General features: G+C 35.4%; 15 protein-coding genes. 10 read left to right on the top strand and 5 right to left on the bottom strand.

What is annotated here, in order from left to right; all coding sequences use genetic code 11:
• Positions 1–29: 29 nt before the first annotated feature.
• Positions 30–1,127, bottom strand: coding sequence for a CapA family protein (locus tag ORL93_RS13360; RefSeq protein WP_265959127.1), 1,098 nt, complete (start codon positions 1,125–1,127; stop codon positions 30–32).
• Positions 1,128–1,588: 461 nt separating this feature from the next.
• On the opposite strand from ORL93_RS13360, the gene ORL93_RS13365 reads away from it, so the two are divergent.
• A complete protein-coding gene (locus ORL93_RS13365) occupies positions 1,589–2,302 on the top strand; it encodes a DUF554 domain-containing protein (protein WP_018766677.1) in 714 nt (237 codons plus the stop codon).
• 59 nt (positions 2,303–2,361) lie between these two features.
• On the opposite strand, the gene ORL93_RS13370 is transcribed toward ORL93_RS13365, so the two are convergent.
• From ORL93_RS13370 to ORL93_RS13380, 3 genes are read right to left on the bottom strand one after another with little or no spacing between them, the layout of a single operon-like run.
• Positions 2,362–3,090, bottom strand: a complete 729-nt coding sequence (locus tag ORL93_RS13370; protein WP_006094465.1) for an ABC transporter permease — start codon at positions 3,088–3,090, stop codon at positions 2,362–2,364.
• Positions 3,090–3,806 (bottom strand): ABC transporter permease, encoded by a 717-nt coding sequence (locus ORL93_RS13375; RefSeq protein WP_265959128.1) that lies wholly within the window; start codon positions 3,804–3,806, stop codon positions 3,090–3,092. The genes ORL93_RS13370 and ORL93_RS13375 overlap by 1 nt, the downstream gene beginning before the upstream one ends.
• Complete coding sequence (locus tag ORL93_RS13380) at positions 3,781–4,713, bottom strand: ABC transporter ATP-binding protein (protein WP_003206779.1); 933 nt, start codon at positions 4,711–4,713, stop codon at positions 3,781–3,783. Before ORL93_RS13380 ends, ORL93_RS13375 begins: the two co-directional genes overlap by 26 nt.
• A 177-nt stretch (positions 4,714–4,890) precedes the next feature.
• Here ORL93_RS13380 and ORL93_RS13385 point away from each other — a divergent pair, with 177 nt between their 5' ends.
• From ORL93_RS13385 to ORL93_RS13425, 9 genes are all read left to right on the top strand, one after another.
• Positions 4,891–5,562: a response regulator transcription factor gene (locus tag ORL93_RS13385; RefSeq protein WP_265959129.1), complete on the top strand. Its 672-nt coding sequence runs from the start codon at positions 4,891–4,893 to the stop codon at positions 5,560–5,562.
• Positions 5,559–6,908: a HAMP domain-containing sensor histidine kinase gene (locus tag ORL93_RS13390; RefSeq protein ID WP_265959130.1), complete on the top strand. Its 1,350-nt coding sequence runs from the start codon at positions 5,559–5,561 to the stop codon at positions 6,906–6,908. The genes ORL93_RS13385 and ORL93_RS13390 overlap by 4 nt, the downstream gene beginning before the upstream one ends.
• A 14-nt stretch (positions 6,909–6,922) precedes the next feature.
• Positions 6,923–7,786: a GNAT family N-acetyltransferase gene (locus tag ORL93_RS13395; RefSeq protein ID WP_265959131.1), complete on the top strand. Its 864-nt coding sequence runs from the start codon at positions 6,923–6,925 to the stop codon at positions 7,784–7,786.
• Between the two features lie 160 nt (positions 7,787–7,946).
• Entirely contained in the window at positions 7,947–9,161 is a 1,215-nt protein-coding gene (locus tag ORL93_RS13400) for a multidrug efflux MFS transporter (RefSeq protein ID WP_018783455.1), read from the top strand.
• Positions 9,162–9,782: 621 nt separating this feature from the next.
• Positions 9,783–10,463, top strand: a complete 681-nt coding sequence (locus tag ORL93_RS13405) for a site-specific integrase (protein ID WP_257130755.1) — start codon at positions 9,783–9,785, stop codon at positions 10,461–10,463.
• Entirely contained in the window at positions 10,460–12,592 is a 2,133-nt protein-coding gene (locus ORL93_RS13410; protein WP_265959132.1) for a site-specific integrase, read from the top strand. The genes ORL93_RS13405 and ORL93_RS13410 overlap by 4 nt, the downstream gene beginning before the upstream one ends.
• On the top strand, positions 12,564–13,037 hold the full coding sequence (locus tag ORL93_RS13415) for a hypothetical protein (protein ID WP_265959133.1): 474 nt from the start codon (positions 12,564–12,566) through the stop codon (positions 13,035–13,037). Before ORL93_RS13410 ends, ORL93_RS13415 begins: the two co-directional genes overlap by 29 nt.
• Positions 13,038–13,446: 409 nt before the next feature.
• Positions 13,447–13,839, top strand: a complete 393-nt coding sequence (locus ORL93_RS13420; RefSeq protein WP_098160438.1) for a RidA family protein — start codon at positions 13,447–13,449, stop codon at positions 13,837–13,839.
• Between the two features lie 675 nt (positions 13,840–14,514).
• The gene (locus ORL93_RS13425) at positions 14,515–14,718 is read left to right on the top strand and encodes a DUF1657 domain-containing protein (RefSeq protein WP_006094476.1); all 204 of its coding nucleotides are present in this window, start codon (positions 14,515–14,517) and stop codon (positions 14,716–14,718) included.
• Positions 14,719–15,043: 325 nt separating this feature from the next.
• On the opposite strand, the gene ORL93_RS13430 is transcribed toward ORL93_RS13425, so the two are convergent.
• The gene (locus ORL93_RS13430) at positions 15,044–15,343 is read right to left on the bottom strand and encodes a hypothetical protein (RefSeq protein ID WP_098161040.1); all 300 of its coding nucleotides are present in this window, start codon (positions 15,341–15,343) and stop codon (positions 15,044–15,046) included.
• Positions 15,344–15,374 lie beyond the last annotated feature (31 nt).

The following is a 15,374-nucleotide window of genomic DNA, read 5'->3' on the forward strand; positions in this document are numbered from 1 at the left end:
AAGCTTTTTAGTGAAAAGCTTCCTTTTTTCTAACTACGTTTATTTTTGATTGTTCCAGTTTCATCAATTTCTACATCAGTTGAAATGGTTTGTAAATATTGTAGTGTTTTTTTCTTTTCCTCAGGGGTGGCTGGTGAAATTTGATCATTACGAATGATATAAGGGTTAATTGACATTTGTACATCTTTTCCTTTAAATGTAAGGGTCAATACACCTGTTTCAGCACTTTTTCCTTTTACATAGTTAGGGAATAAGAAGTTTCCTAATGAATAAGCGACAGGGACTTTGTTGTAGTATTCAAATCCTTGTAACCAATGTGGGTGACTTCCAACAATCGCATCAGCACCAGCTTCGACTATTTTCGGTACATATTGTTTTTGGTAGTCTACAGGTCTATTAGATTTTTCAACACCCCAATGCATATACACAATCAGATAATCGGCGTCTTTCTTTTGTTCTTTAATCGTTTTTGTTACTAGATTGATATCATATCCATTTGCAACACCTGGCTTGTCTTTACCAGCTACCCAGGTAAAGTCAGGCATAAAACGAACAAAGGAAAGGAATTTAATTTTTTTCCCTTTTACTGTGATTTCTCTAGCTATGTATGCATCATCTGCATTTTTTCCAGCTCCAATATAAGGGAGTTTTAGTTTTTCTACATGAGATATCGTATCCATTAAACCATCTTGTCCATAGTCGAGCGTATGGTTATTGCCAATATTCACAATGTCATAGCCTGTGTTTTTAATAGCTTGTAATGTGGAAGGATCGCTTTTGATCCAGAATGACTGACCAGGGGCCTTTTTCTCCCGTGTTGTAAATGCAGATTCCAAGTTTATAAAGGAAATATCAGCTTTGGTTATTTCATCTTTCACATGCTGGAACGGATAATCAGCACCGTTTTTTTGAATAGCTGGTCGTAAATTCCAATCGAACATCGTATCACCAGAGAAAGTAATTGTAATTTCAGGATTCTCTTTCTTCTTTGTGTCCGTTGCTTTTTTCGTTTTATTTTCTACGCCAGCTGTATCTTTTGCTTTTGATGTAAAGGAGTTATTTATCAATAAAACAATCGGTGTAATGAGAATTACTATTAAAATAAATCGTTTAAATAAAGGTGTCATAGTTATCTTTCCTTTTTCTTTTTATATCATGACTTCCTTTTAGAAAGTTCAATGATGAGAGTTTCATATAATATGTACAAAAATGAGTAAGTGCTTAATAGTTTATCCCGCTATTTATGGACAGTAACACTCCCGTCTTAAAATTCAGCGGAAGCAAAGAGGTTAAGGTGGGAGATGAACTGCCCGTAAAAGTCTGATTGGTGAGAGCTGATTAAAGTTTCACTTTATGTATGCTAGACATGGTATGTAAGATGAAAGATGCTTATGTCAGATGATAGCTATGTATTAAGAGCTCATCTCATAGTGTAATATTACGGTAACATGAAACGAGGAAAAAATACAATACATAAGTCGATTTTACTTGTAGAGTTTTGAAAATTCCGTTAAAATCCCGTGTATTTTGTTGTATGTTAGATATAAAAATTTGAAAAATAATGCTTGAAGAGGATGGAGAAGGCATAATGGTTATATTAGGAGCAGTAGTGAATGGAATTTGTATACTAATTGGTACTATATTAGGTAAACTATTAAGTAATATTCCAGAAAGTATGAAAGGGACAGTTATGCATACAATTGGTTTAGCTGTTACTGTACTTGGTCTTCAAATGGGATTAAAAAGCGAAAACTTTCTTGTTGTAATTATAAGTCTTGTTATTGGTTCAGTGATTGGAGAATGGTTGGAGTTAGAAGGAAAGTTAAAGAGTTTAGGGGATTGGCTAGAAAAAAAGGTTGGCTCAAAAGGAGAAGGGAGTATATCTCTTGGATTTGTGACAGCTACATTAATCTTTGCTATCGGAGCAATGGGGATACTTGGAGCTTTGGATAGCGGTATTCGTGGAAATCATGATGTGCTATTTACAAAAGCAATTATTGATGGATTTATTTCGCTTATTTTAACGACAACGCTTGGAATAGGCGTACTATTTTCAGCAATACCAGTCATTTTATATGAGGGAGGTATTGCGATTTTCGCGACGCAAATTAATAGTTTTGTACCAGAGAAGCTAATGAATCAGTTTATCGTAGAAATGACTGCGACTGGTGGGATTATGATTTTTGCAATTGGACTCAATTTACTTGGTTTTATTAAAATTAAAGTGGCAAATTTATTGCCTGGGATAGTGGTAGTTGGGATTATTGTTTCTATTATATATGGATATGATTTGTATGTTTAGTTAGGCTGAATAGCCCAATCCTGTTTTGAAATAGTTTTGGGCTATTTGTATGTAAAAAATTAATATGCTTTTTTCATAAAATGAACAAAGCCACCTATAAATACAATCACAAAGCTCCCGATTACGACAAATACTAGTGTTTGAACAGAGATATAAAACAGCCCAGAGCCTTCTTTAGGAAGCATAGCGAGAAAAGGTTGGGACCATGGATAGATGGGACCGAACCTTGCAGAATTCGCAATTATCATAGCGGGTATGGAAGCTATAACATTTAAAGCAATCGGTGCTGCAAAGCTGGACCAAATACTTGAAACCCATAATTGTAAGGCGATTAAAGGGAGGGTAGCAATCCAGCCGCCTACTACACTTTTTACTATAGTAGCTAGAGGGAATGGCCCAGGGACATGCAAAAGTTGTCCAACGCTAATATAACTTATAATGAAGAAGACTTGCATCGCACCTATAAATAAGAGAATAAAGAGAAATTTTATAATATAGACGTGATATCGTGATATAGGTTGTACTAAAAGTTGTTTCCAACCACCATTTGAATGTTCATATCGGCAAATAAATGCAGTGAAAATGCCTGTTAATAATGGAAGAAGCAACATACCATGTACCATTATCATGATATTATAAATTAACTCCCAATGTTTATAATCGGGATAGTTTGAGGCATTTGCATAAGCTATTACTCCTGCTAAAATCGGGCTTAAAAATAGTAATGTCCATATTTTGGTTTTTTTAATTTTATAAAATTCAGCTTGTATGGTTTTAAGCCAAAGCATTATTTATGCACATCCCTTCTAGTAAAATCTGCTGTTTCAATACATAACATACATATACCAACGATTAGGCCTATTGCTACACATAGAAGTGGAGACCCCCAGTCAATACGTAGGCTTGGCCATCTCCATATGAACCAATTGGGAAGAGCTACTGAAAACATTGTGAAAATAGTTCCTAAAAGCCCGATTGTAAATGCGATACTTTGGTTTTGAAATATGATAGCAATCCATAGTTGTAGCGCTACAATTGGCAGTGCCGACCAATAAGGATAGAAACTCATTTTAAATATAGAAAGCCATGGAATGGAAGCATCGAATTGTAATGCTAAACCCAATCCAACTATGCCAATTAATAATAAAGAACAAGATACAGCAAGCAGGAAAAATACCAGTATGAATTTTACTAGAAAAATATGTCGCTTATAAATAGGTAAGGATAAGAGATGCTTCCATGAACTAGAATGATGCTCTATGTGTGCAATTAAAGAAGTAACAATCGTAATTCCTAATATAAGAGTTGTGAGAGCAAGCGGTTGAGCTTCAGAAATGAGGCCACTCCATAAGTCCTTCGCATATTTCTTTGTCAACCAATCATATCGAAGAAAGAAGTTACATGCCTGAAGAGAAATAACACCTATTGGTCCTAAAAAGATTAAAAACCAAATCCACTTCCCTTTTATTTTTAAAAGCTCAGATTGAAAGAGGCGTTTGTACATGTGTCTCTTCCTCCTTTATAAGCTGTAAGAATATCTCTTCGAGTGACTTTTTATTTTCTTCAATTCTGAATACAGAAATGTTATGTGTTACAAGTGTTTTTACAATTTCGCCAACAGTTTCATTTGATACATTTGATAGAATAATTCGCTGCTCTTCTTGCATAGAAGGAATCCCCTTAGCGAGAATGATTTTCCAAGCTGCATCTGATTTGTCTGTCATAAGTGAAATAGAGTGCTGAGCATGGCGGCGCAATGTTTCTATTTTGTCTTGAAAAATAAGCTTTCCTTTTGCAATGATACCAACATAAGTTGCCATTTGATCAATTTCACTTAATAAGTGACTAGATATAAGGATGGTAATTCCTCTTTCTTTTGCTAATTGCTTAATTAACGTACGAATCTCATGAATCCCCTCTGGATCGAGTCCGTTTGTCGGTTCATCTAAAATTAATAGCTGTGGATCACCAAGTAAGGCAATTGCAATTCCTAACCGTTGTTTCATTCCTAATGAGTATTCTTTTACCTTTTGTTTGGCAGCATGTTGTAAACCGACAATTTGTAACACTTCCTCAATTTTTTCTTTCGGAGCATTTCTTAAAATCCGGTAAACCTCTAAATTCTCAATGGCATTTAGGTGGGCATAATAAGATGGATTTTCAACGAGAGCTCCAATTTTAGATAATATGGATAAGCGTTCTTTAGCTAAATCTTGTTGAAATATCACGACCTTTCCTTGCGTTGGTTTAATAAGACCTAATAACATGCGAATGCTAGTTGTTTTGCCAGCTCCGTTAGGCCCGAGAAATCCATAAATCTCTCCTTTTGGAATTTTTAAATCTACGTTATGTACTACATAATCATTTCGATATCTTTTTGTTAACCCTGTCGTTTTCAAAATATAATTCATGTTCCTATCACCTCAAATCAAGTATAGGAAATAAAGGTTAATGATAATGTTAGAAGAGTTTAAGATTTGTTTAAATTTATACAGTATTCCCTAATTTTGGAGTGTGCTGGTTTTCAAATCGTGTTGTATTCCTTATGATGGAAGAGAAAGGTTAAATTTGTATATGAAGGTGAAGAAATGACACACATTTTATATGTTGAGGATGATCACGAGATTGGGGAATGGGTCAAAAGAGAACTGCAGAAACAAGCGTATGAAGTTGCATGGTTTACTTCAGAGAATGGTACGAATGAAGTATGTGAAATAGCAGATGTAATTGTTTTAGACGTTATGTTGCCAGGCCTTGATGGTTTTACACTAGGTCAACGTTTTAAAAGTGAATATCCAGATACCCCTATTATTATGTTAACTGCAAGAACAACATTAGAAGATAAAATATATGGATTAACATTTGCTGATGATTATATAACAAAGCCATTCCATCCAAAAGAGTTAATGGCACGTATTGAAGTTTTATTAAGGCGGTATAACAAAGATGGAGCAGAAGTGCAACATGTGAAACATTTAAAAGTATTTATGAAAGAATACCGGATTGTTGATATAGACACGGGTGAAGAAATTGTTTTATCAGGAAAGCAGCATCAAATCTTTTTTTATTTGATGAAGAATATGAATCGTACATTAACGAAAGAACAAATTTTTGAGGCAGTATGGAATGAATCCTACATAGAAGGAGATAAATCATTGATGGTTCATATCCGTCATTTACGCGAAAAAATAGAGAGAAATCCAAGTAGTCCTCAAATAATAGAAACAATACGTGGAATAGGTTATCGGTGTAAAGTATGATAAAAAGTACATCACTATTACGAAAGTACTTATTTATCATATTTATAGCGATTATATTGTTACCTCTCATTGTCCCACTCAGTTCGTTTCTCTTCATTAAATATATCGAGTGGATAGAGGATTTTAAAGTTGCGTATTCTAGTGTGCAAATAGAAGAGGAATGGAGAAATAAAGCGACAGATTTACACGGAAAAAATCCTGAAGGAATTGAGCGAACTTTTCAAGAATTTCAAGGGAAATATCCAGAAGGATCAATGTTTTGGGTAGATAATAAAGGGAAAACGAACCTTCAAATTCCTAAAAAACAAAATATTCCACAGGAGTGGAGTGCAAGTGATGCAGTTGCATTTATGAAAAGGAGTTTTGAAGGGGATCCATTTACAGTTGTATCTTACATTGGAAAAGAGAAGCAAGGGGCATTTATGGTATTTCAAATTCCGAGGAAATATGTGAAGGCACCAATTGCTCAAATACGTGAAAGATATGAAATTGTTTTTGAAATGGTTATTATTGGATGCTTCACAACATTTATCATTATCTCTATCATCTTTTTTCTTAAGATTAGAAAAAGATTATTAAAGCTACAAAAAGCAATGGAACTTCCGCAAGACCAGACACTTCCGTCAAAAATTTCTATATCAAAGCAAGACGAGATCGGCTTATTAGAAGAGTCTTTTAATCGTATGGTAGAGGCTTTACAGCAAAGTCGATTGAAGGAGGAGGAAGAGGAGCAATTTCGTAGAAAACTAATTGCCGATCTTTCTCATGATTTGCGAACGCCATTAACGACAATGCGTGCACAAATAGATTCTTTAAAAGAAGAAGTTATCTCAGTCAAAGGACAGAAAACAATCGTACGAATGGATGAAAAAATTAATTACTTAGCGGAGTTAATAGAGAACTTACTATCGTATTCATTAATAAGGGCAAAGAAATATCCATATCATCCGGAACGAAGGGATATGACACGTTTAATGAGAAAGGTTGTTGCATCATGGTATGACATATTAGATGAGAAAGGTTTTGAGGTTGATATTGTGATTCCAGAAAAGCAATTGTTTTGGAATATCGATGAAAATTGGTTTCAAAGAATTATAGATAATGTAATTCAAAATGTAGTTAGGCATGCAGATGATGGGAAGTTTATAGGGGTATATGTAAACCATGGGGAAAAAACAATTACAGTTGTTGACCATGGGCCAGGTTTTCAAAATATTCATTCGCAAAATAAAGGTGCGGGAATTGGATTATCTATTATTGCTGTTATGGCGAAAGAGATGGGTATCGACTGGAGTATAGAATCTGATGATACAGGAGCGAAGTGTATATTTAAAAAATTGCCGTAGAAGGGAGAATATACATGGAAGAGTTTCGATTCACAAAGCGTGTAAATAGAATCTTTCAAATTGCAAGCAAAGAATCTAAATATAATGAGTATATCATTCGCCCGTTAGATTTATTTATAGGAGCCTATAAAGAAGGAACAGGGGTTTGTAGTGAATTATATATGTATTTATTTCATAATATAGGGCTAGATTTTGTAACGAAATTTGTACAATTACAACAAAGGGGCTTTCAAGATAAAAGATATATAGAAGTACAAGGATACAAAGTTTCTTATAAAACAATGGAGATATTACAGTTAGCTAAACATAAGATGGCGCGATTTAATCAATTATATGTGAATGAAGGACATATTTTAAGCGTGATCCTTCAGCAAGATGAGACAATAGCAAGTCTAATAGACGAAGATATGAAACAAAGTATTTTACAGATTGTTTCAGTACCAAGAGATATGACTGTAAATTTGAATAGTTGTGAAATATCAACAAGTATGAAACATGCCGTTTGCAATGTTAGACGAGCTGTTCAATCTGATTTAGAAGAACTTCTTCAATTTGTTATGTTTGAATTTGGAGAAAGATGGATCGATGCAATTCATAATGGTTTTCAAATATATCAAGAAATGCCAATATATATCGCAGTGCAAGAGAAGAAGATTATTGGTTTTGCTTGTTATGATGTTGTAAGAGGAAAGAAGGGGCTGTTTGGACCGATGGGAATCGCTAAAAATAATCGTGTAAAGGGTGTAGGAAGAGAACTATTACATAGATGCTTGGCTGAAATGCAGCAAATTGGTTATGAATATGCAGTGATTGGTCAGGCAGGTCCGATTGAGTTTTATGAGGAGAGTTGTGGTGCGCAAGTAATACATATTATATAGAGATTGCTTTGATTAGAAATGTCACAGAAGCAATAGGAGTGTTGTTTATTGTTCTTACATGTTATTGTAGTTTTTGAATAAGGTTTGATCTATGAATCATATTGCTAAACTTTTTTAAGAAAAGGGTGTAGAATGGGTATCTAAGAAAGAAGGTGCAAAAATGGCCAGCTGGAAAAGAAATTTAATCATTTGTTGGCTTGGGTGTTTTACCACTGCAGCCGGTATGAGTTTAGTGATACCATTTTTATCCTTCTATATTGAGGATCTAGGAGTAACGGGTACATCTGAAATTGCACAGTGGTCAGGACTTGCATTCGGTGTAACTTTTTTAATGGGTGCGATTGTATCACCAATATGGGGGAAACTCGGTGATATACATGGTCGGAAATTGATGCTCATTCGTGCGAGTCTTGGTATGGCAATGATTATGACGCTTATGGGATTTGTTACAAATGTATATCAATTAGTTGCACTTCGTTTTTTAATGGGGGCAGTGTCAGGATTTCTTTCGACTGCAATCACATTTATAGCAGCAGAAACACCGAAAGAGCATTCAGGCTGGGCAATTTCTACTATATCAACAGGTGGTGTAAGTGGTTCCTTACTTGGCCCGATGCTTGGTGGCTATTTGTCTGAATTAATCGGAATGCGTCATGTATTTTTAGTAACGGGTGCTTTTTTATTTCTTTCATTTTTAATTGTTTTTTTCTTTTTACATGAATCGAATCATTCTGTTCAAGCAAAAAAAGAGCAACCAAAAAAAGTATGGACGATGGTTCCGGCGAAACATTTTATTATAAGCCTATTTGTAGTAACCTTTATGATTCAACTTGCAAATATGTCCATACAACCTATTATTACGTTGTATGTGAAACATTTAGCGGGGCCTCATACGGATCATATTGAGATAATTGCGGGGGCAGTGATATCTGCAACAGGTCTAGCAGTCATTTTAGCAGCTCCTAAACTAGGGAGATTATCGGATCATATTGGCCCTCAAAAAACGTTAGTTGTAGCATTGTTCGTTGCAGGAATTGTTTTTATTCCACAAGCATTTGTGACAGCTGCTTGGCAATTATTCATATTGCGTTTTCTATTAGGGATTGCACAAGCTGGATTGTTACCTTCCGTACAAACTCTACTTAAACAACATACACCACAACATGTGACTGGACGTATTTTTGGATATAATCAATCCTTTCAGTTTTTAGGAAATATGATTGGACCAGTACTCGGTGGACAAATTGCCGCACATGCCGGGTTTCAATATGTATTCTTCTCTACAGCATCGCTTTTATTCTTAGCTTGCATTTGGGTATATTTCAATAGTAAAGGTGCAGTGGTGTCAGAAAAAGAGCATTTGAAAGTTAGTTAACAAGGTGAAATATGTAAGTTGTAAAAAAGGATGAAGCTACTCTGTAAAATAAAGAATGATTAATAGTTCTCTTTCCTTACTAAGAGTAAAGAACTTATATAATGTTACACATTATATAAATATTGGTACATCACTTATTGAAAGTGGTGTACTTTTTTAATTTTACAGACCTCTGCATGACCTCATTTACAACAACAACACATCCTCATGAAAAGCGCATTTACAGCAACAATTACTTTAGTTATAATAAGAATTTATATTGTTTTTTTGAATTTTCAGTCTTATATGAGGTGTTTAGATGAAAGTATATACAGTGAAAGAGATGGCGACCGCTTTAGGGAAACATGAAGAAACAATTAAGTGATGGCTACGCTCTGGCAAGTTTCCGAACGCATTTCGCAATAGCGACAAGCAAGGATGGAAGATTCCTGAAAGCGACTTTGTACATATTAAGAAAGAAATAGGATTTGTAAAAGAAGATTCTCAGAAAAGTCCGCCAGTGGCACAACAAGAGGTTGAGGAATGGCAACCTGAAATCATTGATGATCCTCTTCTCTACCATAAAGTCAAACAGACAGGTAATCATGCAAATTGGTCATTGCGAGAGAAGGTCACGCCCGTATGTTATTTGAGACAGGAGCAAGGGCATCTGAAGTTATTGAACTTACGATTGGGGACTATCGTTCCCGTAAGTCCTTTCAAGAAGTCAGCACGTTTAATAAAGGGAGTCATGGTCGCAGAGTGAAATTTCTTCGCTTTAGTAAAGACACCACGAAACTCCTGTTTCAATATATCAACAAGGAGCGGAAAATATTTGACCCTTTAGGGCAGGATTTTGATTCCCTACCTAACGATGCACCCATGTTTCTGACGGAACGAGGAACACCGTTGTCATATCAGACCTGGTATCTGCACTGGAATAAGGTAATGACGTTGATGGACATAAGGTTAAATCCGCACAAAATAAGACATTGGTTTGTTACGACAAGTATGCGTGAAATTTATAATGTCTCTAAAACGGATGCAGAAATTGCTCAACGTAAAGATGAACTTATTAAATACATGAAATGGAAACAAAAAGACACGATTGAAGTGTATGAACACCACTTTGACGAGGAAAGGCATCGAGGTTTCCATGACAAGATGCTGGAACATATAGCAGAGAAAGAAAAGGAATACATAAAGCAGCCAAAACAAAAAAGAACAAAAAAGCCTACTCTGACTGTTGTAAACACAGTAAAAGACATGGAGTTAGAAGTGGATATACAGGCTCTACTGGATGATTTGGAGGATGAATTATGACAACAATAACAGATTTACCTACCTCCCCATTTTATAATGAATTAATAGGAAAAGTGTATGAACACTTTCTTCATTTGCAGGATAACAGAGGGGTGTTTCTTTTAGATAAATTAGACGAATCCCCTGTAAAATACTTTCTAAATCAGTGTCTAGATACGCCTTGGCAAAATCAATTGCTATTATATATGCTTATTAGTGGAGATAGAAATTTAGATACTAATAGCATAGCAAACCAACTTCGCACATTGTGTCCAAGATTCAAGGATATATTCCATACTTATGAATTGCAAACTTTTGCTGATTTTGATACAGAAAAACACATGTACCAGTACCTGAAAGGCCTTATTTATCCCGAACATTCAAATGACCAGCGAGCAAGGTTTTTAAGTCGTTATAAATCAATTTCCTACTCGACTAACAAATGGCTTATAGCAAAGTTAAATCAAGAACAACGGGAGTATTTTCAGCAATTCTTACTCCCTAAGACTTTGTTTGATAGCCGAGATTTTACGTTCACTAAACAAGCAAGAGAACAAGCTCAAAACACTCGCAAGAGTGAGACGGATGTCATTCTCCCTTACCTTCCTCAAATTCGGGCGGAAGCAAACTTTCGATGGAATCAGATGAAACGATTGCGAGAAGCCTTTCTGACAGCCTGTAAACAAGCGGAAAAGAGAGAGGTCACATTACCCATAGAATTTCATTATGATGAACCTGAACGCATCGGAGAGCGGTTTTACTTCCGCTTATGGGACAAACCTTCCTTTGTTCTGTACCAGAAAGAGAAATTTACAGAATTTATTGTAACATCAGCTGAACAGCGAACAAGGACATATTCGGAGGCCAACAATCATTACTTTGTAGAGTTTGTAAAAGCCGAACGATTAGAAGATGATGATGTAGCGGAAGGTCTATGGTTTGCAGAAATCTTGCAAGAAGGCGTATTAGGAAAGTGGTTTCAAAATGTGATGGATGAAGGGCTTGAACAGAAACGAGAACTCCTATTCTCATGGGGATATGGCGAAGAAGGATCAATTAGCAATCCTAGCCCTTTCGAATCTCATCACAAAGGAGTTCTATCTCAAACTACTTTTGTTACTCAACAAAGAGACAAAGCCGAAGGTATTTTATTCGATATGGAGCCATTCTATGCTGCATCAACCTTCGGTCTATTGGCGGTAGACATTCTGACGACAACAGGAGCGAGAATCAATGAACTATTACAAATTAACCGTGCAAAAGATTGCCTACAAGCCATGAGGGTGAATGGCGATTTAAAATATTCCTTCTACGCTGTCCCAAAAGGACGAGATACGGTTGAGTCTTACATAATTAGCAAGCAAACCTTCGAACTAATGAAAAGAGTCAATAAGATGCTGAAAAAACATTATAATGGAGCAATGCCAAGTGTAAAGTATCAAGGTGACAGGAAACACCTATTTCCAGAGACAAAGCCCTACTTCTTTCAATATAACAAGAAAGGACTTAAGGATAGAACCATTCATTCATGTCTCCGTTTTCTCTTGCATGGATTGCATTTCGAGACACAAGAAGGAAAACCTGTGATCATTAAAACACACTTACTGCGTCACGCTTTCGCAACAGAAGCTGTTCAACGTCAGGAAATTCCCGTTGATATTGTAGCGAAAATCCTTCATCAGCGTGATTTGAATGTAACAAGGTATTACTCTGAACCCACTCCAAGTCAAGTAGCTGAAAAGGTTGGAGAATTACACAGCGTAATTTTAAACTATGTTGACTTAGATGAAGTGATTCTTCGCAGTCCTGAAGAACTTCAGCGGGAGTGGGAGGAACACAAGGCCAAAGTAGGTGTATATAACAATGTGTTGGGCGGTACTTGCGTTACAGATAAAGTATGTCCTGTAAAAATGGCATGTTTAGGATGTGTAGCAAAAATTCCGCAACCTGAGAAGAAACATGAACTCCTTGAAGTGGTTGATTTATCTAAGGATATGGAAAAGCGGTATGCTTCCCTGGATTTGACGATTGAAGTAAATAAGGCGAAACAGATGCGGAAACTTGCGAGAAACGAGTTAAAGGAAATTGAATTGATTGAGAAATATCGGGAGGAACAGACATATGAACCAGACGTTTCCTTCAAAAGATAACCGAACGTGGCTCAAAGAGGTTCATGAATCTCGAAGCCAGCGTTCTCTCTTGTTAGGGAAGGAGGCAATTGACCTTCTGGTCAAACAAAACCTCCCTGTTACACTCAAGACTGTATCAGAGAAGTCAAAAGACATTGATCCCGAAGGGAAAGGGATTCATCGTAACACGATTAGTACAAATCAAGAATTGAATGCGTATTATAAGCAGCATAGCAACTCATATAAGAAAAAATTAAATATCAACAAGTCTACACAAAAGCGTTCAGTTGCATTTACTTCTGTTGATTATCGACGTATACGTTCAGACCGAAGCATAGAAAACACGGAACGAAAGTATATGAAGATGTCTAAGAAAGAGCTTGTACAGCGATTGATTTTGGCAGAACAATATATTGCAGAAAACAATTCAAAATGGGTGGCAAATTATTTTGAATTGTTTAAGTAGGTGATACACGGTAAGCATCACCCTCCCTTCTTCAACTAAACCAGCTAGGGGTCTCGCCAACTAAACGCGAATTTCGTACGCTAAGGGATTCCTAAGTTAAAAAACTTGGTTTTACCGTACTTTAACAAAGTTCCATAAACGACATTTAATGTTTGTTATGGAACTTTGTTTTTGGTAATGAGTTTTAGAACTGGTTTTTGACCGTATTTATTTCAGCTTTGTTAGAACTAAATAGAGTTCTTTAAACGGTCGTTTTCGGTACTTTTAGAGAAAATAAATTGGATAAATATGTTACAAAAAAGTTTATGAAGAAATATAATTTAGCTAACAAGGCAGGTTAACACCAAACTCAAAAAACTGATATAATAATTTAGATTATTATAAAATTTCAGTAAAGGAATGATTCTAGTTGAAGAAATCCCGAAATCCAGAAACAGTACATAAACCAGTAGCACCATATGTACATCAAATAGAAGTAACAGGTCCCAATAAATGGCTCACATTATCAGGTCAATTAGGCATGGAAATAGATGGAATGGTTCCAGATGATCCATTGGAGCAGTTACAATTAGCTCTAGATAATATTAGAAGAAATCTTAAGGCTGCTAATATGAACGTAGAAGATTTAACGAAGATAGTATTTTATTTAGTAGGTGATTTTAATGCAGAGAAGAGAAGGGAAATTATTGGAGATTTTCTAGGTGAACATCTTCCTTGTACTACTATGATTTATGTGGTGGCATTAGCAGCTCCTGTATTTAAAGTGGAGATAGACGCATGGGCATGTAAGGAAATTAATTAATCTCTTTTGATAAACAATAATTAATTATATGATGAATCTTATTGTATTATCGGGAGCTTTAATTGAATAAATCAATCTAAAAAAGTCGAATCCTTAGTGTACGGGAATTCGACTTTTTTAAATGAAAATTTGCTTAGCGTACAAAATTCGCGTTTTGTTGGCGAGACCCCATGCCCATCAACTTAAGAATTTTATAACACCCCCAAAACAAAAAAATTGTATATTTTCACATGAAGATGTCAATTTTCTCGTTTTGGGGGTATTTGTATTTCTTATCTTGATAGTGATGGAGTAGTGCCACACAGCCATCAACTTAAGAATTTTATAACGCCTAAAAACAAAAAATGAACTAAATTCCTATGGATAACTATAAAAGGATAAAATTTTCGTTTTTGGGGGACTTAGAATTCTTAACTTGATAGCGATGTGGCGAGACCCCATCGCCATCAAGCTAAGGTTTTGAAGTACCCCCTAAATGAAAATTTTCTTTCTCTACAGTTAGTTATTTTGAGAAATCAGCTCATTTTTTTGTTTTGGGGGTGTTTACTTTTCTTAAGTTGATAGCGATGTGGCACTACCCCTTTTATAAAGATAACCAAGATTTAGAAATCATATTTTCAGTAGAAAATAGCTATTCTAAATAGTGAATTCATAATTATAAGGAGGAATTTAATTATGACAGTAATTACTAAGCTTAAGCAAACTATTTCTGGATTAAAAAGTGCTCAAGCATGTTTAGAAGGATTTGTTCTTGATACTGACAATCAGCAAGCAAAACAACTGTATCAAAATGCAGCTCAGCAAGCGCAGATAATTATTGATTCTTTAGAACCACGTGTTCAGGAGGTTCAACAAGATGAGCCTCAGTATAATCAATAAAACGCAGTAATCTTCAGATTTTTTGCAGAGGTCTTATCATAGTTAGATTTATATATCTGGGGTTCTGCCGTATGCCCATCAAGTTAAGAAATTGGTTGTTCCTCAAAACGAAAAAATTAAGCTAAATTCTCATAAAAAACTGTAAAATAATAAAATTGTCGTTTTGGGGACACTTCAAAATACTAGCTTGATGGGCATGGGCTGAACCCCAATTTGTTTTTTTGGATTTGAAGTGTTGATTTTAAAAGTTTGAGATGGATTGCTACTATCTTTGTCCCTGAGGCAAGATTATGGGGTAATAAAAGATTTATGGCAATGTTATGCTTCAAGCATTACAAGAATGTTCTCTACAAACACTAATAACATCTAGGCTTGTAACATTAATATTCGCACATTCATCAACCCAAACAAGAAATCTGTCTTCAACTTTAATAAAAACTCCTGTTCCATCGATTCGATTGCTACCAGAGAACACTTGAATCTTATCTCCCTCTCGTATGGGATCTAATCTTGAGCGTCTTTTGCGCTCAACAAAGCAATTCTTTTCCTCAAAACATTCTCTTTCATCGAAAAACTCTCTTTCTCGTCTATCAAATCTTCCACGTCTTCTGCGTTCGAAAGACATCGAAATCCAACCCTTTTTAATAAGATTTATA

The organism is Bacillus sp. DHT2, from assembly GCF_026241455.1.
Taxonomy (GTDB): domain Bacteria; phylum Bacillota; class Bacilli; order Bacillales; family Bacillaceae_G; genus Bacillus_A; species Bacillus_A pseudomycoides.

Excerpts from the sequence above, each read along its gene's own strand:
- ORL93_RS13360 (WP_265959127.1), bottom strand. The coding sequence starts at position 1,127 with ATGACACCTTTATTTAAACGATTTATTTTAATAGTAATTCTCATTACA.
- ORL93_RS13365 (WP_018766677.1), top strand. The coding sequence starts at position 1,589 with ATGGTTATATTAGGAGCAGTAGTGAATGGAATTTGTATACTAATTGGT.
- ORL93_RS13370 (WP_006094465.1), bottom strand. The coding sequence starts at position 3,090 with ATGCTTTGGCTTAAAACCATACAAGCTGAATTTTATAAAATTAAAAAA.
- ORL93_RS13375 (WP_265959128.1), bottom strand. The coding sequence starts at position 3,806 with ATGTACAAACGCCTCTTTCAATCTGAGCTTTTAAAAATAAAAGGGAAG.
- ORL93_RS13380 (WP_003206779.1), bottom strand. The coding sequence starts at position 4,713 with ATGAATTATATTTTGAAAACGACAGGGTTAACAAAAAGATATCGAAAT.
- ORL93_RS13385 (WP_265959129.1), top strand. The coding sequence starts at position 4,891 with ATGACACACATTTTATATGTTGAGGATGATCACGAGATTGGGGAATGG.
- ORL93_RS13390 (WP_265959130.1), top strand. The coding sequence starts at position 5,559 with ATGATAAAAAGTACATCACTATTACGAAAGTACTTATTTATCATATTT.
- ORL93_RS13395 (WP_265959131.1), top strand. The coding sequence starts at position 6,923 with ATGGAAGAGTTTCGATTCACAAAGCGTGTAAATAGAATCTTTCAAATT.
- ORL93_RS13400 (WP_018783455.1), top strand. The coding sequence starts at position 7,947 with ATGGCCAGCTGGAAAAGAAATTTAATCATTTGTTGGCTTGGGTGTTTT.
- ORL93_RS13405 (WP_257130755.1), top strand. The coding sequence starts at position 9,783 with ATGTTATTTGAGACAGGAGCAAGGGCATCTGAAGTTATTGAACTTACG.
- ORL93_RS13410 (WP_265959132.1), top strand. The coding sequence starts at position 10,460 with ATGACAACAATAACAGATTTACCTACCTCCCCATTTTATAATGAATTA.
- ORL93_RS13415 (WP_265959133.1), top strand. The coding sequence starts at position 12,564 with ATGAACCAGACGTTTCCTTCAAAAGATAACCGAACGTGGCTCAAAGAG.
- ORL93_RS13425 (WP_006094476.1), top strand. The coding sequence starts at position 14,515 with ATGACAGTAATTACTAAGCTTAAGCAAACTATTTCTGGATTAAAAAGT.
- ORL93_RS13430 (WP_098161040.1), bottom strand. The coding sequence starts at position 15,343 with ATGTCTTTCGAACGCAGAAGACGTGGAAGATTTGATAGACGAGAAAGA.